The following is a 24,247-nucleotide window of genomic DNA, read 5'->3' as shown; positions in this document are numbered from 1 at the left end:
CCTCGTCCGCGCGGGCGAGTGCTCCCCAACCGGTGGGACGTCCCCGTGGAGCGCCCGGCCGGTGGCCAGGCTCCGCCCCTACTTCGGGCGTTCGCTGCCCGCCATGTCGCGTTCGGGGCGCGGTCTCGGGCCGGATGCGGGGGTGGACTGCGGGGGGGGCGGGTCGCCGGTGCCGAAACGGCCGTCGGGCTTGCGGGTCAGGCCGCCGGGGCGGGCGGTGCCGCCGTCGCCGGCCTCGAGGGGCGCCGAGCGGCGCACGATCAGGGCGCCCGCGCCGAGCAGCGCCAAGCCGCCGAGCAGGGCGACGGCCGGGATGATCGTCTTGACCAGCGACATCCGCAGCGCGTACCCGTCGGCCGTGTCGATGTTGCGCCGCTGGTCGCGGTCGACGGTCACCAGCCTGGCCTGGGCGACGATCATCCGGCCCCGGCCGTCCTCGGTCTGCACGGAGCTCTGGATGCTCTGCTCGTGCTTGACCGGGATGCCGGTGCGGGGGTCCACCCAGACGGTGTTGGTGGCGGCGAAGTAGCGGTCGACCTTGAACTGCCGGTTCTTCGCGTTCGGGATGCCGAGCATCGCCCCGGTGGGCTTCAGATCGATCTTGTCCGTCTTGAGGATGGGGATGCGCTGCACGAACTTGTAGGCGGACAGTCCGTGGACGTCCTCCTCGCCCTGGTACCGCATCGGCAGCGTCCGCCGGGTGGACACGTCGAACATCGGATAGTCCTGCCGCTGCACGTTCGCCAGCGGGAACAGCAGCCCGTACCCGGAGAACCGGATCTTGGTGTCGCCGCCCACGTGGGTGCCGCAGCAGTTCACCAGCTCGGAGGTGCGGCGGTCGAAGGCGATCCGGTGGGTCTGGAAGTCGACCTGCTTCTTGCGTTCCTTGTCGTAGATCTCGGTGATCGAGTCCCACACGGCGATGCCGTCGTCGCCCAGGTTGGCCCGGGTGTCGCCGCGCACGGTGTTGACGGCCGCCAGCGTGATGCCCTTGCGGACGGCGCGGGTCGCCAGGTCGAAGTACTCGGCGTTCTGGGCTTCCAGCTCGGTGGTCTGGTAGAAGTTCAGCGGCGCCTTGACCACCTGCCCGGTCACGTAGAAGCGGACCAGCGGCGCGAGGGCGAGCAGGAAGGCCCCGACGCCGACCAGCACCAGGCCGAGCTGTCGCGGCATCGTTCTACCTCCTGGGGCTGCCGGTGGTACGGCCACGGGGGGCGAGGACGGCCCGGAGAACCCGGAACCGCAGGTCCCGGGCACTGTGGCGCGGGTCTCTTACTGACACGTAACACTACATGACGGGCAACCCGGCGCTTATCACAGCGCAGGGATCGGGTGCCGGTAGGCTCCGGCCGTACACAGCGTGAGGAGGGCCACCCATGGCCGAACACAGGGCGACGGTGGCCCGCTCCGTCCGTCTGCTCACCGCGTTCCGGCGGGAGCAGACCGACCCCGAGTTCTTCTACGGGCTGATGGCCCGCGACACGGTGGCCCAGCTCTCCGCGTACACCGCGTTGGACGGCGCGACGGTGATCGACGTCGGCGCCGGGTCCGGCTTCTTCACCCGGGAGCTGGTGCGGGCGGGGGCGCGGTGCGCGGGTGTCGACGTCGACGCCGGGGAGATCACCGCGCACGGGCCGCCGCGCGGCGACTGCGTGGTCGGCAGCGCGCTGCAGTTGCCCTTCGGCACGGGGACGGCGGACGTCTGCTTCTCCTCCAACGTGCTCGAACACGTCCCGGACCCGTGGCGGATGGCCGACGAGATGGTGCGGGTGACCAGGCCCGGCGGCGTGGTCTACCTGGGCTTCACCAACTGGCTGTCGCCGTGGGGCGGGCACGAGACGTCCCCGTGGCACTACCTGGGCGGGCATCGGGCGGCCCGACGGTACGAGCGGCACCACGGGCGTCCCCCCAAGAACCTGTACGGGACGAGCCTGCATCCGGTGTCGGTCGCCGGGGCCTTGGCCTGGGCACGGCGGAGTCCGGACGTGCGGGTGCTGGACGCGCTGCCCCGCTATCACCCGTCGTGGGCCAAGGGCCTGCTGCGGGTCCCCGGGGTCCGCGAGGTCGCCACGTGGAATCTGGTGCTGGTGCTGCGGAAGGCCGGGGCATGACACGGATCGTCCCCGTCCAACGGCCCGGCGCCCCCCAGGTCTCGGGCCATCAGAACAGCCTTGACGGGGTCCGCGCGGTCGCGGCCCTGTCGGTGCTGGTCTTCCACGTGGCGCTGAACGCCGGGGCGGTCGCCCAGCAGATCCGGGGCGGCTGGGCGTTCAACGGCGGTCAGGTCGGCGTCGCGGTCTTCTTCGTGCTGTCGGGGCTGCTGCTGTACCGACCGTGGGCCCACGCGGCGCTCGGTGGGCGTCCCGCGCCGCACACGGGCGACTACCTGCTCAAGCGGGCGCTGCGGATCCTCCCCGCGTACTGGGTGCTGGTGGTCGCGGTGATGGTGTTCGCGCACCGGGATCATCTGACCGACGGCGGGGCGCTGTTGGGGCTGCTCACCCTGACGCACATCTACTTCCCCCAGGACTGGTGGGCCAACGGCCTGGGCCCCCGCGAGATCGGGCAGGTGTGGAGCCTGGCGGTGGAGGCCGCCTTCTACGTGACGCTCCCGGCGACGGCGGCGCTGCTGGCGCGGTTCGCCCGCCGGGGCACGAACCTCGCGGAACGGGCCCGCAGGCTGCTGACGGCGATCGGGGCGTACGGGATGATCTCGTTCGTCTTCACGATCGTGATGTACGTGCCCGACCACCATCCGTCCTGGGGCGTGTGGCCGCTGCGCTACACGGCCTGGTTCGGCGTCGGCATGGCGTTCGCGGTGCTGACCGTGTGGGCCCGGGAGGACCCCCGGAGCCCGGCGGCGCGGTTCTGCCGGACGATCGCCGGATGCTGGGGGACGTGCTGGCTGGCGGCGCTGTGCCTGCTGCTGATCGCCGCCTCGCCGATCACCGGCCCGTTGGACCTCGACACCACGGCCAACGTGTGGACATCGACGCTGCACATCCTGGTGTTCGGGGCGTGCGCCGCGTTCTTCGTCGGGCCGGCGGCGCTGGCCCCGGCGCACCACCCCGTGATGAGCGCGGCGCTCGGCAACCCGTTCATGCAGTGGCTGGGGCGGATCTCCTACGGCGTGTTCCTGTGGCAGATGGTCGTCATCCTCGCCTGGTACGAGGCCACCGGCCGGCTGTTCAACGGCAATCTGGTCACCGACCTGTTCGTCCTGTCGGTCGGGGCGGTCCTGGCGGGCGCGGCCGGCTACCACCTGACCGAACGCCCGGTGCAAACGCTCTACCGCCCGAAGGACCGGGCGGCCGGAACCTGAGGTCGCCGCCCCGCCGCGGGCCGGTCACCATGGTCTCCGCGGTGTCCGGCCGCCACAGGGCGACCAGCAGGCGGGCCACGATGATCAGCCCCAGGAGCTGGGGCAGGGCGTCGCCGAGGACGTCGGTGGGCACGGCGGGGTTGCCCCCGTCGCGCAACCGGCCGCCCAGCGCCCATGAGGCCGCCCCCGCCACCATCAGGCCCGCGACCAGCCAGGGCGACGACAGGACGCGCGCCGCCTCGGTCCGCCCGTCCCGCGCCCGGGCGAACGCCCAGGCCGCCCCGGCGGCCACCGCCAGACCCGGCACACCGGCGACCCAGAACCCGAAGGCCGCCGCCAGCGACGTCGCGACGATCGTCGCGGCCTGCTCGGACGGACCCCTGCGGGACGCGGCCGGCGCCACGGCGGCCGTCTCCCGGCGACGGCCGGGCAGGATCGCGACCAGGGTCAGGGCGGCCAGCAGGATGATGCCGACGAGCATGGCGACCTTGTGGGAGCGGTCGGGCCCGTAGGTGAGGGTGACGGTGCCGCCGGTGCCCGCCGGCACGACCCAGCCCTGCTTCCAGCCGTCCAGCCGGACCGGCTCGAGCGCGGTGCCGCCGACCTCGGCCCGCCAGCCGACGTTGAAGTTCTCGTTCACCGTCAGGAACGACTGCGCGGCGGCGTCGACCTCGATCACCCGCTTCTCGGAGCCCCAGCTCCGGACGGTGATCGGGGTCGTCTCGCCGGGCCGGCCCAGGGAGCCGGTGTCCAGGACGGCCGACTCGATCCGGTAGGGGCCGGGGCGGACGGCCGACAGCCGGTTGTCGCCTCCGGCGACCCGGGCGTCGCGGCACGCCTCGTAGCGGACGGGCCGGCCCTCCAGCAGGTCGCCGACGGTGCCGGCGACCTTGGTGGGGATCACCTCGCCGTTCATCCGGAGCTGCGGGCCGAGGCCGCAGCGCAGGTTCAGCGGGGTCCCCGCCACGTTCGGCAGGGCCGGCACGCCCGGGACGGCGATGTCGGTGATCTGCAGGGCCAACTGGATGGAGGCGCTGAACCGCAGCGTCAGCGACGCCGTCCGCATCGGCGCGAACCGCAGCGTGCCCTGCTCGTCGACCAGCCCCTCCCGCGTCTGCCCGCCGTCGGCGATGACCTGGATCTTCAGCGGGCCCCGCGCGGTGGCGGGACGGGCCACGGTGATCCGGTCGAGCATGATCGGACGACCCCAGCCGATCCCGTACTCCGGCTCGTTGTCGTCGCCGGAGGCGATCCACACCGTCCGGGGGTCGTTGTCGAAGGCGGAGCGGGCGACGGCGGCCGGATGGGGACGGCTCGAACTGGCCGACACCCGGACCTTGGAGCCGGCCGACGCGTACTGGGCGATCAGGTTCGTGTCGGTCATCGTCGCCGTGCCGGTCAGCGCGCCCTTGCCGGCCGTCTTGGCGGTGAAGGTGCGGTCGAAGCCGTCGCCCTCCTCGTCGTGCCGTTCCAGCGAGGGCGAGCAGACCCAGTTGTTCGGCCCCTTCATGCACTCGTCGGCGCCGCCGGGGCCGCGCCCCAGCACGTAGGAGGCGGCGGCCTCGCCCGCGGTGGCGGGGACGCGGAAGGTCCGGTCGGGCCGCATCCCGGCGACCTCCAGCTCGGCGATGCCGACCCGGGCGAACGCCGCGACCGGCGCGGGCTCGGCGAGGTCCTGGACCCGGATGCGCAGCCAGCGCGTACGGCCCGGCGGCACCCGGAGGGTCTGCGGGCCCGCCGCGGCCTGCACGGACTGGGTGAGCCGCCCGGCCTCGGTCTCGACGGAGATCTCGCTCGGCGGGGGCCCCAGCAGGTTCCTCTCCTGCACGAAGGAGGCGGTCACCTGGCCGGGGTCGACGGGGGCGGTGAACTCGACCTTCAGCCACGCCCCGGTCGGCCCGTCCCAGCCGCCGGACTGCCAGAAGGTGGTCATGTCGCCGTCCAGGGCGGCGTACGGGCTGCGGCCGAGGTCGTGCTGCTGCGGGATGGTCCCGGAGTCCGCCGCCGACGCCGACGAGGTGACGTCCTTGATCCCGCTGTAGGCGACGGTGGTGGCGTACCGGTCCCAGCCCTCGTCGAGGATGTCGGTGGCCCGGTCGCGTTCGGCCTCGGTGAGCGTGGGCGAGATCTGGTGCAGCTCGCCGAAGTTGCGTCGGGTGAGCCTGAGGGAGTCGGAGGCGATGGGCGCGCCGCCGAGCCCGGGGGCGTCGTCGTTGAGGAGGACGGGCCTGCCGCGCAGGGCCCGGTTGTCGGCGAGGGTGAGCATCGCCTCGGGCGAGCCGTGGACCCGCAGGGCGCCGCCCGCGTCGTACAGGCTCACCACGTCGTCGGCGTCCTCGACCTCGTAGACCTCCAGCGCCGCGTACCTCTGGTCGACCGCGCTGATCGCGTCGGACGCCGGAGAGCCGACCGGGGGGCCGAACCAGGCGACCCTGCGCAGCCCGGGCGACCCGTCGAGCGCCTGGTGCAGCCGGGCCGGCCAGCCGCCGCGCAGCCCCTCGCGCTGCAGGTCGTTGCGGACGAGCACGTAGCGCACGCCCATCCGGCCGAGGAACTCCGTCAGCCCCGGCGACCCCTTGCCCGCCGTCACGCGCTGGTCGATGGCGTCCAGCGCCCGGGTGTAGCCGGGCGAGCCCGCCGGGACGAGCTGCCGCGTGCCCCAGCGCGCCGACAGCAGCGGCTGCATGATGTCGTCCATGGGGCGGCCCCACAGGTACTGCCCGAACGGCGCCCCGGGCAACGCCAGCACCGCCTGCTCCCCCGCCCGGCCGTTCAGCCAGTCGGCGGCGTCCCGCCAGTACTTGGGCACCTGCGGGAAGTCGCCGGGGCCGGACAGCCCGCCGCCCAGCGCGGTGACGGCGACACCCGCCAGCGCCGCGTAGGCCACCGCCACGGCGCGCAGCCGGAGCGAGGCCCGCGGGATCGAGGCCAGCAGGTGCGCGGCGCCCAGGGCCAGCGGCAGCCGCACCACCGCGTCGAACTTGTGCACGTTCCGGATCGGCGCCAGCGGCCCGTCCAGCAGCCCCCGCAGCGGCCCGGCCAGCGGGCCCTCCAGGGCGCTCAGATGCCCGGCGGAGATGATCAGGAGCCCGACCAGCAGGGCGAGCAGCAGGAACGTCCGCTCGGGCAGCCGGCCGCGCAGCAGCCCGGCCAGCCCGAGCGCGGCGATCACCCCGGTGCACAGCACGGGCAGCGGGTCCAGGGACAGCGAGTGCCCCACCGGCCACCAGACCTGGCCGTCGACGATCAGGTAGTTGACCCAGCGTTCCGCGCCGCGCAGCACGTTGACCAGCCCGGTCGGGCCGGTCGTGGCGTCGGCCTTCTCCGTGTACGTCAGCCAGGAGAACCCGTAGGTGCCGGTCAGCAGCAGCGGCACCAGCCACCAGGCGGTGGCCAGCCCCACGGCCCCCGACCACCAGGCCGCCAGCCGGAGGCGGGGCGTGCCGCGCGGCCGGGTCACCAGGTACAGGAACGGGATGACCAGCACGGCGACGGTGGCGGCGGCGTTGATGCCGCCGCAGCAGGCGACCGCCAGACCCGACCGGGCCGCGGCGTGCACCCGACCGCCGCCCTCCATGGCGGTGATCAGCGGCAGCAGGATCCACGGCAGCATCGCGAACGGCAGGTACTCCGAGGAGATCTGCCCCAGCGTCGCCAGCCCGCCGGGGGCCAGCGCGTAGATCAGCCCGCCGATCAGCCGGGTGAGGGGGCCGCCGATCCCCAGCCGCCGGGCCAGCCGCTCGGTGCCCAGGAACGCCAGGCACAGCAGCAGGGCGAGCCAGAGCCGCTGGGTGATCCAGGCGGGCAGCCCGATCGCGTCGCCGACGGCGAAGAACGGGCCCATCGGGAACAGATAGCCGACGGCCTGGTTCTGCAGTTGGCCGAACTGCTCCGGGTCCCACAGGTGCAGCGAGCGGCCGAGGAACCCCAGCGGGTTGACCGCCATGTCGATCTTGGTGTCGGCCAGGATCCGGCCCGGACGGGTCGAGGTGGCCAGCACCGTCAACGCCAGGCAGCAGACCACCAGCCGCAGCCGGTCCCGGAGCCGGACGTCCACGTCACCGTCGTCGGTCCGGCGGGAGGGCCGCCGCCCGTTGACCCGGTCGGCGTCGGCCAGGCGCACGGCGAGGGAGTCCACCCCGGTCCTGATGGTCTGCCCCAGCGCCACGTGCGTCCCGCCTCCCCTGCCGTGCCCGGCGGACTCAGGGTCGGCCGCTCCAGGTTCCGTCACCGACCCGCCCCAACAGCGCCTCCAGCGCGTCATGGTCCGAACGCCCGTCACCGTACCGGCTCGGGGGCGGTCCTTCGTCCCTGAGGAGGGCGGCCATGCGCTCGGCGGTCCGCGTCCAGTCGAACTCGGCGGCCCACCGACGGCAGGTCGCGGCCACCTCGCGGCGGCGCGCGGGGTCGGCCAACTCCTTGAGCGCCCGCTCCACCACGTCGGCCATGTCCTCGCCGCCCTCGCCGTCGTCATCGTCGTCGCCGCCGTGGACGAGCCAGCCGGTGACGCCGTCGCGCACGGAGTCGCGCAGCCCGTCCACGTCGTAGGCGACGGTGGGGACCCCCAGCGACGCCGCCTCGATCACCGACAGGCCCCAGCCCTCGCCCTGGGAGCTGCTCAGATGCAGGTCCGCCCCGGCGACCAGGGCGGCCTTGTCATCCTCGCCGACGAAACCGTGCAGGACGATCACGTCGTCCAGACCGTGCCGGGCGATCAGAGCGGCCAGCGGCTCGGCGCACGGGCCGTCCCCGATCACGTGGACGCGCAGCCCGGGGAACCGGTCGCGGAGCCGCTCGGCCAGGTCGACGAGCCGTTCGACCCGTTTGTGGGGCACCAGGCGGCTCACGCACACCAGCGCGGGCTCGCCGAGATCCCGGGCCGGCTCGACCGGTCCGGCGGGCATCGTGAGCCCGTTGGGGACCAGATGGGCGGGCCCGGTCCAGCGCAGCCGCTCCCGGACCAGCCGCAGCGTCGACGGCGAGACGACCACGCAGGAGTGCCGCCGGTAGGTCCGGCGGGCGATCGGCCCCTCCAGCAGCCGCCCCACCCAGGCCAGCCAGGCCGGGAAGTACAGCGCGAACTGCTCCTCGTGGACGTGGTGGATCACGCAGTGCACCCGCACCCGGCGCGGCAGCACCCACGGGGTGAAGAACGGGATGCCGTTCTGGCAGTCGATCACCGCGTCGAACCGCCGCCGCCGCACCAGCATCCACAGCAGCACCAGCGGGTACACGGTGAACGTCCCGCCGAGCCGGACGATCTCCACGTCGTCGACGCGGTCGCGGCGGCGCTGACCGGGCGCGCGCGCGGTGACGAACCGGACGTCGGTCCCGTCGGCGGCCAGCCGGCGGGCCAACTCCCAGGCATAGCGCTCCGCCCCGCCCGCCGCCGGGTGCCAGGGGTCGCGCCAGTTGACGATCGCCAGCCTCCGCCGGCGGCCGGAGGGCGGGGTCATGAGGTCATCCGGCGCCGGGCCCCGGGGTGTCGGGCACGGTCAGCGCGATCGACGACGGGGCGGCCGGCGCGGGCCGGGTGCCGACGGCGGCGGCCAGTCGGCGGATCCGCAGCAGGTCGCGCAGGACGCCCACGGAGTGGCGACGCATCGAGAAGGTCGTGCCGGGCATGTCCCGCCACTCCACCGGAACGTCGGTGATCTCCGCCCCGCGCCGCACGCAGTGCAGCAGCAGCTCGACGTCGAAGGTGAACCCGGTGGTGCGCAGGTCGGCGACCGCGTCCCGGGCCAGCGGGCCGGCGAAGAACTTGAACCCGCACTGGGTGTCCGGCACCCCGCCCGCGAGATCGCGGATGGCGAGGTTGAACGCCAGCGCGCCGATCCGCCGCAGCGGCTGCCCGTACCCCTCCACGACCGAGCGGGCGTGCCGCCGCGAGCCCACCACCACGGAACGGCCCCCGGCCAGCAGGTCCAGGACGCCGTCCAGGGCCGCCAGGTCGGTGGCCATGTCGGCGTCGCAGAACCCGACGTACGGGGCGCGGGTCGCCAGCAGCCCGGTGCGCACCGCCGCGCCCTTGCCCCGCTCGGCGCAGTACAGCAGCCGCACCGGCACCGGACCGCGCCAGCCGTGGACGATCTCGGCGGTCTCGTCGGTGCTGGCGTTGTCCACCACGATCACCTCGGCGGCGACCGGGAGGGCCTTCAGCCGTTCACCCAGCAGGGCGAGCCCGAGCGGCAGCCGCCGGGCCTCGTTGTACGCCGGGATCACGATCTCCAGGGACGGGCCCGGCGGGGACGGGGACGCGTCCATCAGGAGCAGGGCCTCACTTGCTGCCGTAGTTGTACAGCGGCTCGATGACCGGGTCCTGCTGGGAGGCGTTGGCCATCTGCACGGCGCCGACGGAGGCGCCGGTGGCGAGCAGAACTCCGACAAGGGCGGCGATCGCGATACGCATCAGGGGGCCTTTCCACGGCGGAGCAGAGGTGAACGGGGGACAAGAGTAATGCCTGTTACCGACAAAGACCAGACAATGCCGCTCAACATGACAATCCAGGATGCATAGCCGGCGACGATGGGCGGGCCCGGGTCGTCCACCCTTTTCGCACCCGGAATCCGGAAGAGCAGAAGGTCGTCCCCGCGCAGCGCCGGCTCGGCCCCCGGCAGCAGCCGCCGCGCGTCGAAGGCGTCGATCCCGGCGTCCACGGCCACGTACCGCACGCCCTCCGCCCGCAGCGCCGCCGTCAGCGGGCCGCCCGCGTCGATCACGGGCCCGAGCCGCCGGGCCCGGGGGTCCTCGGTCGGGACGGTGGTGGCGCCGACCGTCACGGCGTCGTTGAAGATCACCCGGCGGTGCAGGTACCGGGGCAGCGGGTCGAGCACGCGGCGACCGTGGTTCCACGGGTAGCTCCGATAGGCCGCCCAGGGCAGGACGACGACGTCGCCCGGCGCGCCATCGGCCTCGATGATCCGCTTGGCGCGGGCCCAGTCGTCCGGGTACGCCACCGCCTTGAGCTGCCCGCCCGCCCCCCAGGCCAGCGAAGGCAGGAACGCCACGGGCATCAGCGCGACGCACACGGCGGCGAACACCGGCAGCCGGTCCAGCATCCGGTCCACCAACAGGCCGAGCCCGACCGCGACGGTCACCGCCAGCGGCGCCGCGTACTGCTGGCCGTCCCGCAGCACCGCGAACCCCGACCACAGTCCGATGAGGCCCCTGAGCAGCCCGGGGGCCACCGCCCCCAGCGCCCCGACGACCAGCCCCACCGCCCCGGCGACCCCGAGCGCGACGCCCCACGGCTCCGTCCGGCCCCACATCCCGTACGCCGTCAGGGCCGCGAGCACCACCAGCAGCCAGGCCGTCGCCATGACCGGTGTGCCGTAGCCGAGGGGAACGGTCTCGCCGTTCCACACGCCGCCGAGGGCGAGCAGGCTCCCCACCACGCCGAACGGGGTGTCGGCCCTGGCCGCGAACGCCTCGACCGCCGCCCCGTCGGCCGGGATGCCGGACGGTCGCAGCCATCCGGTGACCAGCCACGGCGAGCCCAGCATCACCAGGGCCGCGACCGTTCGCCCCAGCGCCGTCACGCGTTCACCCCGGCGCGTCACACCCACCACGATCAGCGCCGTCAGCCCGGACACCGTCAGCGCGGCGAAACCCCCGATCGCCGCCGGCACCAGCGCGAGGATCAGCCACCGCCACTCCCCCCGCGCGGCCCGGTGCACGACCCACGGCAGCGCCGCGTACCCCAGCAGCAGCGCCCACTGGCCCAGCAGGAGACGCTCGGCGACGAACGGGTTCCAGGCGTAGCAGACACCCGCCGCCAACCGGGGCGCCTGCCGCGTGGACGGCACCAGCGAGGCGGCCGACGCACAGGCCATCACGAAGATCGCCAGCAGGATCAGCTTCTGCGCCAGGCTCCCCGGCAGCAGCACCCCCAGCGCCGCGACGAAGGCGTCGCTGGGCACATGGCGGGGCAGCGTGCCCGTGAGCCCGAACGTCATCCGCGTGAACGCCGGGTCGGGGACGAACACCATGTCGTAGGACAGCGTGAAGCCGGGCGCGAGCGCCGGGCCCAGGGCCAGCAGCCCGAGCCCCAGCCCGGTCAGCGCGGCCGGCAGGTGCCGCATGCGTCCTTTCATCAGCGGCATGAGGCTACCGGACTCCGACAGGGTCATCCGGCTGACAAAAAAGCGGTCCGCCGTTTGTCGGATCGCCGCCCATGACAAATGCCACTGCCCGCCGGTTACCTCTCGCACTGCCGGTCGACCGGTCCGTTCTCTAGGCTTTTTCCATGCGCATACCGACGGTCGGTGCGGTCGTGGCGGCGGCCGTGGCGCTCGCCGGTTGCTCGGCGGGCGAACTGGCCGATCCCGAGCCCCTCGCCGAGACCGCCCCGCTCGTCCACGCCGAGGATCACCGCCATGACCTCGACTACGCGCCGGACTCCCTCTCCCAGCGGCTCGACCTGCACGTTCCCCAGGGCACCGGGCCGGTCCCGCTGGTCGTCTTCGTGCACGGCGGCGACTGGCGCTCGGGCGACAAGAGCGAGGTCGACCGCAACGGCCGCGCCGAGTTCCTCAAGGCGGGGTACGCCGTCGCCACCATCAACCACCGGCCGGCCGCCGAGGCCCGATGGCCGGCCGCCGCCCAGGACGCCAAGACCGCCGTGCGCTGGCTGCGCGCCAACGCCCGCCAGTACCACCTGGACCCCCGGCGCTTCGCCGTGCTGGGCATGGCGTCGGGCGGCTACCTGGCCGCCGCCACCGCCCTGACCGGTGGGCGTCGGACGGTGTTCGACGTCCCCGGGCTCGGTCACGCGCGCACGTCCGCCACGGTGCAGGCGGCCGTCCTGTGGTCGGCGCCCACGGAGTTCGGCGCGCTCGACCGGCAGGCGACGGCCGCCGGGTGCCCGACCCCCGCCGTCCCCCACGGTCACGCGAGATCCGCCGTGTCCGCGTGGCTCGGCGAGCCGGTGGGCCGGAACGGTCCGAGGGTCCGGCAGTCCGGGCTGCTCCGCCATGTCACCGAGTCCGCTCCCCCGTTCCTGCTCCTGCACGGGACGGGCGACTGCGCCGTCCCGCCCGCCCAGTCCGCGACGCTGCACGAGGCGCTGCGCCGAGCCGGTGTCGAGAGCACGTACACGCAGGTCCGGGGCCTGCTCGACCCCGAACGGGCGCAGACCCGCGTGCGCGCCACCATCGACTTCCTGAACGACACGCTCCGGCAGCCCGCCGACCGGCCCCACACCCCCTAGCGTCGGGGTTCGGGGTCGCGGGGCAGGCCGAGGATACGCTCGCCGATCACGTTCAGGTTGACCTCGGTGGTGCCGCCCCCGATCGTCATCGCGCGGGAGGCCAGCAGGTGGCGGGTCCACCGACGGCGCAGCCCGGCCTGCCGGTCGCCGGTCAGCGCGCCCTCCTCGCCGAGCAGCGTGAACCCGTACTCGGTGACCCGCTGCCCGTGCTCCATCGCCACCAGCTTGCGGACGTTCGCCGTGGCGCCCGGGTCGGTGCCCGACAGTTGCTTGAGGGTGGCCCGCAGCCCGAGCAGCCGGAACGCGTGCTCGTCGCAGGCCAGCCCGCCCACGCCGTCGCGGACCAGCGGGTCGTCCGCCACACCCAGCCCCTCCGCCAGCTCCACCAGCCCGGGCAGGTCCCCGCCGAGCTGGAACGAGCCCGTCAGCCCCACCCGCTCGTTCGCCAGGGTGTTGCGCGCCACCCGCCAGCCCGCGTTGACGGGGCCGACCACCAAGTCGTCGGGCACGAACACGCCGTCGAGGAAGACCTCGTTGAACACCGCCTCGCCCGTGCACTCCCGCAGCGGACGGACCTCGATGCCGTCCGACGCCATGTCCACCAGGAAATAGGTGATGCCGTCGTGCTTGGGCGCGTCCGGGTCGGTCCGGGCGATGCAGATGCCCCACTGGGCCTCGCGGGCCAGCGAGTTCCAGATCTTCTGTCCGGTCAGCCGCCAGCCGCCCTCGACCCGTTCGGCCCGCAGGGACACGCTCGCCAGGTCGGAGCCGGCGCCGGGCTCGCTGAACAACTGGCACCACAGGATCTCGCCGCGCAGCGTCGGCGGCAGGAACCGCTCCTGCTGCTCCGGTGTCCCGTACCGGACCAGCGACGGCACCACCCAGGCGGCGATCATCAGCGGAACGGGCCGCACCCGGGCGCGCTTGAGCTCCTGCCCGATGACGATCTGCTCCACCGGCCCGGCGTCCCTGCCCCACGGCTCCGGCAGGTGCGGGGTGACCCAGCCGCCCTCGGCCATCGCGGCGCGCTGGGCGAGGGGGTCCATCGCGGCCAGCTCCGCGATCCGGGCCCGTACGCGTTCGCGCAGGCCCTCGGCGTCCGGCGGCAGCTCGATGTCCATGGGGCGGCGCACCCCCGCCTGCGCGAGGCGGGCCGCCCGGTCGCGGAACGCGGCGGCGCGGCCGGACAGGGCGCGGAGCGTCAGGGCGCGCCGGTAGAGGAGGTGCGCGTCGTGCTCGAAGGTGTAGCCGACGCCGCCGTGAACCTGAATGTCGCCCTCGGCACAGGTCACCGCCGCGTCGGCGGCCAGCGCCCCGGCGACCGCGACGGCGTACGCGCGCTGCTCGGCGTCCTCCCGGCCGTCGAGGGCGCGGGCGGCGTCCCACACGGCGGCGCGCGCCCGTTCGGCGGCGATCAGCATGCGGGCGCACAGGTGCTTGACACCCTGGAACTGCCCGATCGGACGGCCGAACTGCTCACGGATCTTGGCGTACGCCACCGCGTCGTCCAGGGCGCGGCCCGCCACCCCGCACGCCTCCGCGCCGAGCAGGACGACGGCGAGGTCCGCGACCGCCCCCTCGAAGATCCGCTCCTCGGGGACGACGGCCCTCGTGACCTCGACGCCACCGACCGGCCGGGTGAGGTCCAGCGACTCGGCCTCGGTCACGGTGACGTCGTCGGCGTCCACCAGGGCCCAGCGACCGTCGTTCAGCGGGAGGACGAACAGGTCCGCGAGCGGGGCCCCGAGCACCGTCCCGGCCGTGCCCGCGATCTCCGCGCCATCCCCGACAGGGCTCGCGGTCAACGCACCGGAGGCGTCCGCCGAGACCGCCGTCGCCGTGGCGGTGAAGTCGCCGCTCAACGCGACGGCGGCGGTCAGCGTGCCGTCGGCGAGGGACGGCAGGAGGTCCGCCCGCGCCGCACCGGAGCCGTACGTCCCGATCGCGGCGCTCGCGATCACCGTCGGGAGGTAGGGCCCGGGGGTCAGGGCACGGCCCAGTTCCTCCACCGCGACCGCCTGCTCGACCAGCCCGAAGCCCTGGCCTCCGTGGTCCTCGGACAGGTGCAGCCCGGGAAGGCCCTGGTGCGCCAGGGCCGCCCAGAACTCGGGGCGGCCCTGGCTTCGCGGAGCGTTCACCTCACCCCGTACGACCTGCGGGGTGACGTGCCGCTCCGCCAGGCCGCGTACCGACGCGGCCAGCGCCTCATGCTCCTCGGTCAACCCGATCGCCATGGCTCCACCTCTCGTCCCGGGGGGAGCCACAGCCTAGTAGAACGTTATTCGGTCGTTGCGGTGACGGGCTTGAGCCGGGTCAGGAACACGGTGATGTCCGGCCAGTACCTGCGGTGCGTGTTGGGCAGCGAGGCGAACGCCACGGCCGGGGCCGCGCGCCCCGTGTCGATCACCGCGACCGCCACGACCTCGCCGGTCGCCCGCACCCCGGGACGCTTGAACGTCAGGTACGAGCTCATCAGCCAGCCCTTGCGCCCGCCCACGGCCAACGGCTGCGACGCCAGCGGACGCCCCTTGTGACGGTACGGGTGGTACTTCTTGATCATCATGTCCAGGGCACGGGCCGTCACCGGCTTCAGATCGTCGGGCCCCCGGTACTCCGAGGCCGCCGAGGACGGCAGCACCCCGGTCAGCAACCGGCCCACCGCGCTCGTCCCGCCCCGGCCCTCCACCAGGACCTGCTGGCCCGACCATCCCTTGGTGCTCAACCGGCTTCCCGCCGCCGCAGGACGCCACGGCGCCGCGAACCGCGGGTACGCCAACCCGGCCCGCCGGTCGGCGACCGCCCCGCCCGTCCGCGTCGGCCTCCCGGAGAACCGCGGCATCGCCTTGTCCGGCGGCAGATCCGTCTGCGGCGCCGGGGGCGTCTCCCGCCCCACCGGCGGCGTGCTGAGCCCCACCGCCGGCGCGCTCGGCACCGTGTCCGCCGGGGCCTTGTCGTCCCCGCGCTGCAGGTAGAAGTACCCACCGGCCACCGCGAGCGCCACGACCAGCACGCTCACGCCCGCGATGAGCCCCACCCGCGAACCCTTGCCGCCCTCATAGTCGGCGGCGATGTCCCGAGTGCTCCGCCCCTCGCGGTGCTCCCGGGCCTCCTCGTCGATCCAGTCGGGCATCCGCCAGTTGCCGCTGCTGGGCTTCCCCGGCTTGGGCGGCGTGCCGGGCCCGGACATGTCCACCGGCGCGTAGTCGGGAACACCCTCCCCGTCATCGCCCTCGGCCCCGTCGAACAACGACCCTTCTTCCCACCCGGACCGCTCCTGCTCCCGCTCCGCCCCCGACCGCTCACCGGCCCCGGCAACGGGCGCCACCCGAACATCCCCGGCCTCCTCGGCAAGGAACGCCCCTCCGACCCCCCGCTCAACACCGGCCCCATCGTCACCCAAGGCCGCCTCCCCGTCCGCCGGCCGGTCACCGAGGAACGCCTCAGAAGCCGAGCCCTCACCGAACGAAGCACCCCCCACCGGCCCACCGAACGCCCCCTCACCAACAGGGCCATCCGACGGCGGACCGCCAAGGAAGGACTCGGAACCCGACCCCTCGTCGAACGAAGCACCCCCCGCCGACGCAGCCCCGAACGGGCCCTCAGCGACGGGGCCATCCGAGGGCCGGCCACCGAAGAACGGCTCGGAAACCGAATCCGCGTCGAACGAGCCCTGGGCGACCGAGCCGCCAACGGCCGGCGCGGAGTCCGAGGGCGGGCCGACAAGGAACGACTCGGAAACCGGACCCTCCTCGAACGAAGCACCGCCCGCCGGCGGACCGTCGAACGGACCCTGGGCGACCGGGCCTCCGGCGGCGGGCGCGACATCCGACGGCCGGCCACCGAAGGACGACTCGGAAGCCGAGCCCGCGTCGAACGGGCCCGGGGCGGCCGGGCCGCCAACGGCAGGCGCGGAGTCGGAGGGCGGGACGCCAAGGAACGACTCGGAAACCGAACCCTCCTCGAACGAAGCACCATCCGCCGGCGGACCGTCGAACGGACCCTGGGCGACCGGGCGTCCGGCGGCGGGCGCGACATCGGACGGCCGGCCACCGAAGGACGACTCGGAAGCCGAGCCCGCGTCGAACGAGCCCAGGGCGACCGAGCCACCAACGGCAGGCGCGGAGTCCGAGGGCGGGCCGCCAAGGAACGACTCGGAAGCCGGACCCTCGTTGAACGGAGCACCGCCCACAGGGGGACCGTCGAACGGGCTCTGGGCGACCGGGGCGTCAGCGCCGGGTGTGGCGTCCGAGGGCGGGACGCCGAAGAAGGGCTCGGAAACCGGACCCTCGTTGAACGGAGCACCGCCCACAGGGGGGCCGTCGAACGGGCTCTGGGCGACCGGGGTGTCGGCGGCGGGTGTGGCGTCCGAGGGCGGGACGCCGAAGAAGGGCTCGGTGGGCGGGAACTCGGGGATCGGGGTGCCGGCCGTGGGGTCCGTGGGCGGGGCGTCGTGAGTGGGCGGCGGGGTGGTGGTGTGGTCGGTGGTCGGCTCGGGTGTGTGGGTGGGCTTGTCCGGGCGCTCGAACCAGGAGTTGTGGGACGGCGGTGCCGTGGAGGCGTCGGACGGGGCCTCGGCCGGTGTCGGGGGCTCGGGGGCCTGTCCGGCGGGCCACGCCGGGACCGTGGGGTCCTCGGGGGTCCAGGGCGGGACGGGGAAGCTTTCGGTGGCGGGTTCCGCGTCGCGGCTCGGTCCGGCGGGGCGCCAGTCGTCGGCGGCATCGTTCCCGAAGGAGGTTTCGGACGCGCTGAAATGCGGGGTGGCCGAGAACTCGGTGCGGCCCTCGGGGGCGGGCACCTCGACTTCGGGGAGATGCGGGTGGCCCGCGGGGGCGGGCGCCGAGGGGCGGCCGGGCGGTCCGACGCCCGGGCCCTCGGTCTGATGGAAGCCGTTGACCTGCGGGATGGGCCCCGTCGGGTCGTCGGTCACGGCGAGGTCGTCGTTCATCTCGGTCCAGCGCGGTCCGCGCTCCCCCTGATCGGACATGCGGCACACGTTACGCGAAGATCACCATAAGTGTCCGGGGCGGTAATTACGCTCCGGACACATCTTCCTATCGCCTCAATATTCACCGTGGACACTCTTGTCACGCCCCGTGTTCGCCGGCTTCTCGGCCAGGCGTTCGCGGGCCAGCAGCGTACCGCCGGCCACCGCGGCGGGCATGGCGAGCACGGCCCCCAGCGGAATCAGGAAGGTCAGCACGGTGGCCACCCCGAATCCGAGGACCAAGGGGCGGTTCTGACGCAGCAGCGCGAAGCGTTCCCGGCGCCGTACACCCCGCCGTTCCAAGGCGATCGAGGTCAGCTCCCCGGCCAGCAGGTAGCCCGACACGCAGGCCGCCACCGCCGGCACCACGGTCTGCCCCAGCACCGGGAGGAGCCCGAATGCGAAGAACGCCACCGCGAAGCACACCGCGACGGCCCCCAGGATCAGCGCGTCCCGGACCGCCCGGGCGATCTGCGTCATCAGCGACTCGTCGGGCTCGGGCGGTGCGCCGCCCTGCGAGTCCTCCACCCGTTCGGCGAGCTTCTCGTAGAACGGCTCGCCCACCAGCAGGGTCGCCGCGGTGAACGTCAGCAGCGCCAAGAACGCGCCGGCCCCGAACAGCGCCACCGAGGCCACCGTCCGCACCACCCGCCGCGCCCCGTCCGACCAGTCGTCCGCGAACGGCGTCAGCCATCCCGCCAGGTCGTCCACCTGAACGGCCAGCCCCACCAGCAGCGCCGTGTAGAGCGCGAGCACGATCACCGCGGGGATCAACCCGAACAGCCACTGCCCCGGCCGCCGGGCCACCCATCCGAATCCCCGGAACAGGTACGTCACCCCGGCGAAAACTTCCCCGACACCCGATCTGCGCTGCTCACTCACCCGACGAACTGTAACGGCCCGTCCACCGCCCCCTCCACGAACCGACCCATGAGCCCCTCCAAACCCACCGGCCTCACGAGCACCAGACTCAGAGCCCCCCGACCTCACAAAAGCCCCCCACACCCCAAACAGCCCGCACGGGCAAGCCAGAGCCCCTATACGGGGAACGCGGAAGCGACAAAGTCGCGGACCACACGGGCCCTCGGTCCGAGCGGACCCCACGGATACCCACCCGACCCCGCACAAACAAGGGGCGTAGCGGCGGAGCCCCTACGCGCCTGGGGTCGGTGCGGAGCCCCCACGCCCGGAGGGTCGGTGCGGAGCCCCACGCCCGGGGGTCGCCCCCCGGGCAAACACGACGAAGGACCAGCGGGAAAGCGGCAAAGCCACTGACCACACTGGTCCCAGGTCCGGAATGGACCCCACGGACGCTCACGCGAACCCGCACAGACAAGGGGGCGTGGGGGCGGAGCCCCCACACCGGGGGTCCGGGGGTCGCCCCCCGGGAAAGCACTGCGGCCCCTGGGGAAGCCGACCGCAGGTCGGCGACCACCAAGGGCCGGCTCGTGGAGGTGGCGGGAATCGAACCCGCGTCCTTCGGTAATGAGTCAGGGCTTCTCCGGGCGCAGCCTGCTTGACGTTTTCTCAGCCCCGGTGCTCACGCAGGCGTGTCACCGACGGGCTCAGTCGCTGTGAGGTTTTCCCTACCGCCCCGCGACCGGGTGGAAGGGTGGAGTCTCCTGACGATGCCAGACCCCGGGCCGGAGACACTCCCGGGCTGACAGAGTCGCTACTCGCTCAGGCGGCGAGGGCGAACTCGGACTGCGGCTTATTGGCAGTTATTGTTTTGCGGTCACAGGATTAACGAGGTCATCACCGCGACCCTCGGCCCGCTTCCCCTGGCTCGATCGACCGAAGTCGAAGCCAGTCACCCCCATGTTGAGTTGTCAAGAACCTCGAACGCGCCGAGGCTCGTCCAACTCCGACGGTACAGGGATAACACCGGCGATGCCAACGGCATTCCCGGGCCGGGCCCCGGAAACACGTGACGCCCCGGTGGGCGGCGCACGTGGCGCGCCCACCGGGGCCGACCGGCAGGGTCGGGCCGGTCCGGACGGCAGAGCCTCCCCCGAGACGAGGCTCTGGTCTCATCACGGCGACTGAGTCCGCAACCCCCCAAGCGGTGGCTCAGTCACCTGTAAAGACGAACGGGAGGCCCCGGAAGGTTGCTCTCCGAGGGTAAAGAGATAACAAAGTGGTAACGACGAGGGTCGCTACGACAGGAACCGCGCCGCGATGGTGGCCGCGGGGACGGTCCCCTCGACCGCGATGGCGAAGGCGATGTCGCCCCGGAAGCCCGCGAACCACGACACTGTCCGGGTCTTGCCGCCCTCGGTGTAGGTGACGGTGTCGGCCACGCCGTACACCGGGACCGTCCCCGGGAGCTTGGCCGCCTTGACCACCCCCGAGTGCACCGCACGCTGCATCATCGTCTTCAGGTCGCTGACGGCGAAGGGGGCCAGCGGCTGCGCCGACACCGTCTGACGGTCCTGTGGGGAGCGCAGCAGCAGCGGCGGACGCCACAGCCCCGTGTTGACGGCGCCGGCCGCCAGCGCCATGCCCAGCGGGCTGGCCAGCACCCCGCCCTCCCCGTTCACGACGGACGCCTTCTCGCCGTCGGACCGGGGGACCGGGACGGCTCCGGGGAACGCCGGGATCGACAACTGCCAGTCCTTGCCGAACCCGAACCGTCCCGCCGCGCCGGTCAGGGCGGCGGGGGTGAGCCGGGTGCTCAGCGTGGCCAGCGTGGTCGAGCAGCCGTAGCCGAAGTGGTGCTGGAAGTTGTTCTTGGACCTGGGCGTGTTGGTGAACTGCCGGCCGCCGACCGTCGTGGTGGCCGGGCACTCGGTCTCGTCCTCCTGCGTCATCCCGCCCTGCAGCAGCGCCTCGGCGGACACGATGCCGAACGTGAAGCCGGGGGGATAGCGGCCCTCCATCGCCAGGTTCCGGCCGTCGGTGCGATGGTTGGCCACCGCGAGCACCTCGCCGCTGTTGGCCCGTACCACCGCCATCGACGCGGGCACCGTCAGCCGCGACAGCGCCGCCTGGGCGCGTTCCTGGTTGCGGGGGTCCAACGTCGTGGCGACCGCCTGGGTCGGCTGCCCCCGCCACTCGGCGAGGACCTCGCGGTGCCGGCCGGACGGGTCCACCGCCACCACCTTCACCGTCGGCGTGCCCGCCAGCCAGCGCTGGTGCCGCAGTTGGACGCCGCTGATCCCGATGGTGTCGCCCGGCTGGTACGGCGCGCCGACGCGCTGCAGCCGGTCGCCGGTGGCCGGGCCGAGGCTGCCGATCAGCTCGGGGGCCGCGTCGGGCTCGATCGGGGCGCTCGTCCGCTGGACCTGGAGGCCCTCGATCTGCCGCAGTCGGGCGGCCATCCCGGAGTTCTCGTTCGGGTTCAGCGTGAGCAGCGGCAGGAACGCGGTGGGCGGGGCGGACCGGACCCGACCCAGCAGCCGTTCGGCGTCGAGCCTGCGACCCCCCGCCTCGGTGGCCTCGACCAGCTTCGAGATCGTGCGCTGGGGGTCGCGGAGTTGCCCCGGGAGCACGCCGACCAGATCGGCCGGAACGGTGCGCAGCAGCGACCGGCCGTTCCGGTACCGCACGTCGCCGCGGGGGGTGGACTCGGTCACCACGGCCAGCCGCTGACCACCGCCGAGCTTCGGATGGATGAGCGACGGGCTCCAGACGACCTTCCACCTGCCGCCGACCCGTCGCAGCTTCATCTCCCCGGGATAGGTGAACGGCTCCCCGTTCTCCCCCAGGTCGATCTGGACGGAGAACCGCGCCTCGGCCTGATCGCCCTTGCGGACGATGGCGTCCGCCGGGTCGCCGCCGGGCGCGGACGGCAGCCCGAGGCCCAGCCTCAGCGACGCGGCGTCGAGTTGGTCGCGGACCTGGCCGAGCGCGCCCGCCACGGCTCTGCGGTCGGCGCCCACCGTCCGCCGGGCGGCGGCGTCGTAGTTGCCCACCTCCCAGGCGATCAGGAAGTCGCGCACCGCCGGCATGGCCGACGCCTCGGCGAAGCAGGCGGAGGTGGTGCCCGCCACCAGGGCCCCACAGGCCGCCACCGAGATCACCCGGCGTGCCCGCCGCCGGCCCGGCCCGAACACCGTGCCCGTCACCCCCATGGTCAGGCCCCACCGCCGGCACGGGCGCGCAGCCGTGCGGAGCGCGCCTTCTGCATCTCCCGGCCGGCTTCCCGCTTGGCGATCGCCTGGCGCTTGTCGTAGCTCTTCTTACCACGGGCCAAGGCGATCTCGACCTTGGCCTTGCCGTCCTTGAAATACAGGGACAGCGGGACCAGCGTCAAACCCGGCTCCTTGGTCTTGTCGATGATCCGCTGGATCTCCCGCCGGTGCAGCAGCAGCTTGCGGGGCCGTCGGGGCGCGTGGTTGGTCCAGGTGCCCTGGAGGTACTCGGGGATGTGGACGCCCTCCAGCCACACCTCGCCGTCCTTGACCCGCGCGTAGCCGTCGACCAGCGAGGCCCGCCCGGCGCGCAGCGCCTTGACCTCGGTGCCCATCAGCACCAGGCCCGCCTCCCAGGTGTCGTCGATGTGGTAGTCGTAGCGGGCGCGCTTGTTCTGGGCCACCAGCTTGCGCCCTGTCTCACGTGGCACGGAAATCAGCCTCAGTTCTTCCTGCGGATCTCAGGTCGGCTCGGGTCCGGTCATCCCCGGTCCCTGGTCGGGGCGGCGGCCAGCAGGCCGCGCAGCACCTCGTCGGCGCGTCTCATCGCCTCTCCCGGCGGGCGGTCGGCGGACACCGCCACGTCCGGATCGATCCCGACGCCGTCGAGGTCGCGCCCGCTCGGCGTCCGGTAGCGCCCCACGGTCAGCTCGATCACCGAGCCGTCGCGCAGTCGGACCGGTTCCTGCACCGAACCCTTTCCATAGGTACGGGATCCTACGATCACCGCGCGGTCCCGGTCGCGCAGGGAGCCCGCGACCACCTCGGCGGCACTGGCCGTCCCGGCGTCCACCAGCACCACCAGCGGCGTGCGCCCGTCGCCGGGCCCGGTCACCCGCAGCGGGCGGGGGCGCTCGCCGCGACGCTCGTAGATCATCACCACTCCGTCGGGCAGCAACGCCGAACTGGTCTCGACCGCCTCGTCCAGCAGCCCGCCGGGGTTGCCCCGCAGGTCGAGGATCAGGCCGCCGCGGTGCCGTTCGGCGCGCCCGCCGACCGCCTCCCGGACCTGCCGGCCCACGCCGCGGGTGAACGCGCCGACGCGGATGACCTGGACGTCGGAGGACCGCTGCTCGACGGTCACGTCACCGGACCGCACCGCGTCGCGCATCAGCCGGAACCGGTGCTCGGCGGACCCCCGGCCGACGCGCAGCTCCACCCCGGAGCCGGACCGGCCGCGCAGCGCGGCGGCGACCGCGCCGACACCCCAGCCGCCGACCGCCCGACCGCCGACCGAGGTGATCACGTCGCCGACGCGGACCCCGGCCCGTTCGGCCGCCGACCCCGGTTGGACGCTGGCCACCCGGATCGGGCCACCGCCCTCATCGGTGCCGAGCCAGAGGCCGACCCCGCTGTAGCGGCCGGTGAGACGGCCGTGGACGTCGTCGTACTCCTGAGCGGTGTAGTAGCGGGCCCAGCGGTCGCCGAGCCGCCGCAGCATGCCCTCCACCGCGGCGCGCCGGAGGTCGTCGCGGCCGGCCGGGAGGGCCGACTCGCGGGAGATCCGCCGGGCGGCGTCGTCCAGCACGCCATCGGGCACGGCCCGGGCGGGCGACACGGGATCCGCGCCCGTCGCCACGCCCGCGCCGTACGCGCACACGACCGCGAAGGCGACCACCGCGCCACGCGACAGACGACCGGTGAGCCGGAGCATGGCAACGAGTGTAGGGCGGCGAACCGCCTACACCCGCAGGTATCGGCGCAGACTCAGGAACGAGGCGGCGGCGCACAGCAGCACGCCCACGCAGATCGAGAAGATGATCACGCCGATCACCGAGCCCCAGCCGAGCTGCACGGTGATCTGCAGCGAGTCCTGCAGCCGGTCGATCAGCGCGATCTTGCTGGCCACCAACAGGACCGCCGCGAAGAGGCCGCCGATGGCCCCGGCGATCGCGCCCTCCAGGATGAACGGCAGTTGGATGTACAGGTTGGAGGCGCCGACCAGCCGCATGATGCCGGTCTCCCGCCGCCGGTTGAACGCCGAGAGCCGGACCGTGTTGGCCACCAGCAGCACCGCCGCGACCACCTGGATCACCGCGATCAGCAGGGCGGCCCACTGCAGGCCGTTCAGGATCTTGAAGAAGCGGTCCAGGATGTCCTTGTGGTTGACCACCTGGTCGACCCCGGCGCGGTTGGCCAGCAGCTTGCTGACGTCCTCGTACTTCTCGGGGTCCTTGAGCCGCACCCGGAACGAGTCGGGGATGTCGCCCGGCTTGGTGGTCTGCACGAAGCCCGGGTTGGTGGAGAAGCTCCGCTTGAACCGCTGGTAGGCCTGGTCCCTGCTCTCGTACTTGACCTCCTTCACCGCGGACAGGTTCTGCAGGCTCTCCTGGATCTGCTGCTTCTCCTGCGTGGTGACGTCGGTCTTGTTGCAGTTGGGGTTGGGGCTGGCCTTCGCGCACAGGAAGACCGAGACCTCGATGCGGTCGTGCCAGTAGTCCTGGGAGTTGCTGACCTGGAGCTGGATGAGCAGGCCGGTGCCGAAGAGGGCCATGGCGATCGCCACGGTGATGACCAGGGAGATGGTCATCGTGAGGTTCCTGCGGAGACCGATCCAGATCTCCTGGAGAACGAACTGTGCGCGCATGCCTCGCTGTCC

Annotated in this window: 16 protein-coding genes and 1 other RNA gene; 3 read left to right on the top strand and 14 right to left on the bottom strand. The window is 73.4% G+C overall.

Going from position 1 to position 24,247, the window contains the following annotated elements; translation table 11 throughout:
• Positions 1-78: 78 nt before the first annotated feature.
• The gene (pgfA, locus tag DFJ69_RS19685) at positions 79-1,173 is read right to left on the bottom strand and encodes a cell envelope lipid trafficking protein PgfA (RefSeq protein WP_116023958.1); all 1,095 of its coding nucleotides are present in this window, start codon (positions 1,171-1,173) and stop codon (positions 79-81) included.
• A gap of 203 nt (positions 1,174-1,376) precedes the next feature.
• Here pgfA and DFJ69_RS19680 point away from each other — a divergent pair, with 203 nt between their 5' ends.
• Together DFJ69_RS19680 and DFJ69_RS19675 are read left to right on the top strand one after the other, a co-directional pair.
• A complete protein-coding gene (locus DFJ69_RS19680) occupies positions 1,377-2,111 on the top strand; it encodes a class I SAM-dependent methyltransferase (protein ID WP_116023957.1) in 735 nt (244 codons plus the stop codon).
• Positions 2,108-3,322, top strand: coding sequence for an acyltransferase family protein (locus DFJ69_RS19675; protein WP_116023956.1), 1,215 nt, complete (start codon positions 2,108-2,110; stop codon positions 3,320-3,322). Before DFJ69_RS19680 ends, DFJ69_RS19675 begins: the two co-directional genes overlap by 4 nt.
• On the opposite strand, the gene DFJ69_RS19670 is transcribed toward DFJ69_RS19675, so the two are convergent.
• Genes DFJ69_RS19670 through DFJ69_RS19655 form a run of 5 tightly spaced genes read right to left on the bottom strand, consistent with a single transcriptional unit; the run spans position 3,204 to position 11,416 of the window.
• Positions 3,204-7,553 (bottom strand): alpha-(1->3)-arabinofuranosyltransferase domain-containing protein, encoded by a 4,350-nt coding sequence (locus DFJ69_RS19670; protein ID WP_170177722.1) that lies wholly within the window; start codon positions 7,551-7,553, stop codon positions 3,204-3,206. The two genes, DFJ69_RS19675 and DFJ69_RS19670, sit on opposite strands and share 119 nt — an antisense overlap.
• Positions 7,525-8,778, bottom strand: a complete 1,254-nt coding sequence (locus tag DFJ69_RS19665) for a glycosyltransferase family 4 protein (protein WP_116023954.1) — start codon at positions 8,776-8,778, stop codon at positions 7,525-7,527. The genes DFJ69_RS19670 and DFJ69_RS19665 overlap by 29 nt, the downstream gene beginning before the upstream one ends.
• 4 nt (positions 8,779-8,782) lie before the next feature.
• Entirely contained in the window at positions 8,783-9,586 is an 804-nt protein-coding gene (locus DFJ69_RS19660) for a glycosyltransferase (protein ID WP_116023953.1), read from the bottom strand.
• A 13-nt stretch (positions 9,587-9,599) separates the two neighbouring features.
• A complete protein-coding gene (locus DFJ69_RS36220; RefSeq protein WP_281275876.1) occupies positions 9,600-9,731 on the bottom strand; it encodes a hypothetical protein in 132 nt (43 codons plus the stop codon).
• Entirely contained in the window at positions 9,731-11,416 is a 1,686-nt protein-coding gene (locus tag DFJ69_RS19655; RefSeq protein WP_147312369.1) for an MmpA family trehalose lipid delivery protein, read from the bottom strand. The genes DFJ69_RS36220 and DFJ69_RS19655 overlap by 1 nt, the downstream gene beginning before the upstream one ends.
• 152 nt (positions 11,417-11,568) lie before the next feature.
• On the opposite strand from DFJ69_RS19655, the gene DFJ69_RS19650 reads away from it, so the two are divergent.
• Positions 11,569-12,531 (top strand): alpha/beta hydrolase, encoded by a 963-nt coding sequence (locus tag DFJ69_RS19650; RefSeq protein ID WP_116023951.1) that lies wholly within the window; start codon positions 11,569-11,571, stop codon positions 12,529-12,531.
• Here DFJ69_RS19650 and DFJ69_RS19645 read toward each other — a convergent pair.
• The 8 genes from DFJ69_RS19645 to ftsX form a co-directional block, all read right to left on the bottom strand.
• Positions 12,528-14,765: an acyl-CoA dehydrogenase family protein gene (locus tag DFJ69_RS19645; RefSeq protein WP_116023950.1), complete on the bottom strand. Its 2,238-nt coding sequence runs from the start codon at positions 14,763-14,765 to the stop codon at positions 12,528-12,530. The two genes, DFJ69_RS19650 and DFJ69_RS19645, sit on opposite strands and share 4 nt — an antisense overlap.
• Positions 14,766-14,809: 44 nt before the next feature.
• Positions 14,810-17,515 (bottom strand): hypothetical protein, encoded by a 2,706-nt coding sequence (locus tag DFJ69_RS19640; protein ID WP_116023949.1) that lies wholly within the window; start codon positions 17,513-17,515, stop codon positions 14,810-14,812.
• Between the two features lie 75 nt (positions 17,516-17,590).
• On the bottom strand, positions 17,591-18,397 hold the full coding sequence (locus DFJ69_RS19635) for an EI24 domain-containing protein (RefSeq protein WP_116023948.1): 807 nt from the start codon (positions 18,395-18,397) through the stop codon (positions 17,591-17,593).
• Positions 18,398-18,961: 564 nt separating this feature from the next.
• Positions 18,962-19,333, bottom strand: a transfer-messenger RNA (tmRNA) gene (gene ssrA / locus DFJ69_RS19630).
• A gap of 338 nt (positions 19,334-19,671) precedes the next feature.
• Positions 19,672-21,582 (bottom strand): penicillin-binding transpeptidase domain-containing protein, encoded by a 1,911-nt coding sequence (locus DFJ69_RS19625; protein ID WP_245974465.1) that lies wholly within the window; start codon positions 21,580-21,582, stop codon positions 19,672-19,674.
• Between the two features lie 8 nt (positions 21,583-21,590).
• Positions 21,591-22,079 carry an SsrA-binding protein SmpB gene (gene smpB / locus DFJ69_RS19620; RefSeq protein ID WP_116023946.1) on the bottom strand — a complete coding sequence of 163 codons (489 nt, stop codon included), beginning with the start codon at positions 22,077-22,079 and terminating at the stop codon, positions 21,591-21,593.
• A 50-nt stretch (positions 22,080-22,129) separates the two neighbouring features.
• Positions 22,130-23,302 (bottom strand): S41 family peptidase, encoded by a 1,173-nt coding sequence (locus tag DFJ69_RS19615; RefSeq protein WP_116023945.1) that lies wholly within the window; start codon positions 23,300-23,302, stop codon positions 22,130-22,132.
• 27 nt (positions 23,303-23,329) lie between these two features.
• A complete protein-coding gene (gene ftsX, locus DFJ69_RS19610; RefSeq protein ID WP_116023944.1) occupies positions 23,330-24,235 on the bottom strand; it encodes a permease-like cell division protein FtsX in 906 nt (301 codons plus the stop codon).
• Positions 24,236-24,247 lie beyond the last annotated feature (12 nt).

The organism is Thermomonospora umbrina (assembly GCF_003386555.1).
GTDB classification, from domain to species: domain Bacteria; phylum Actinomycetota; class Actinomycetes; order Streptosporangiales; family Streptosporangiaceae; genus Thermomonospora; species Thermomonospora umbrina.
The sequence above is the reverse complement of the archived record's forward strand: the minus strand, read 5'-3'. Positions and strand labels throughout refer to the sequence as shown.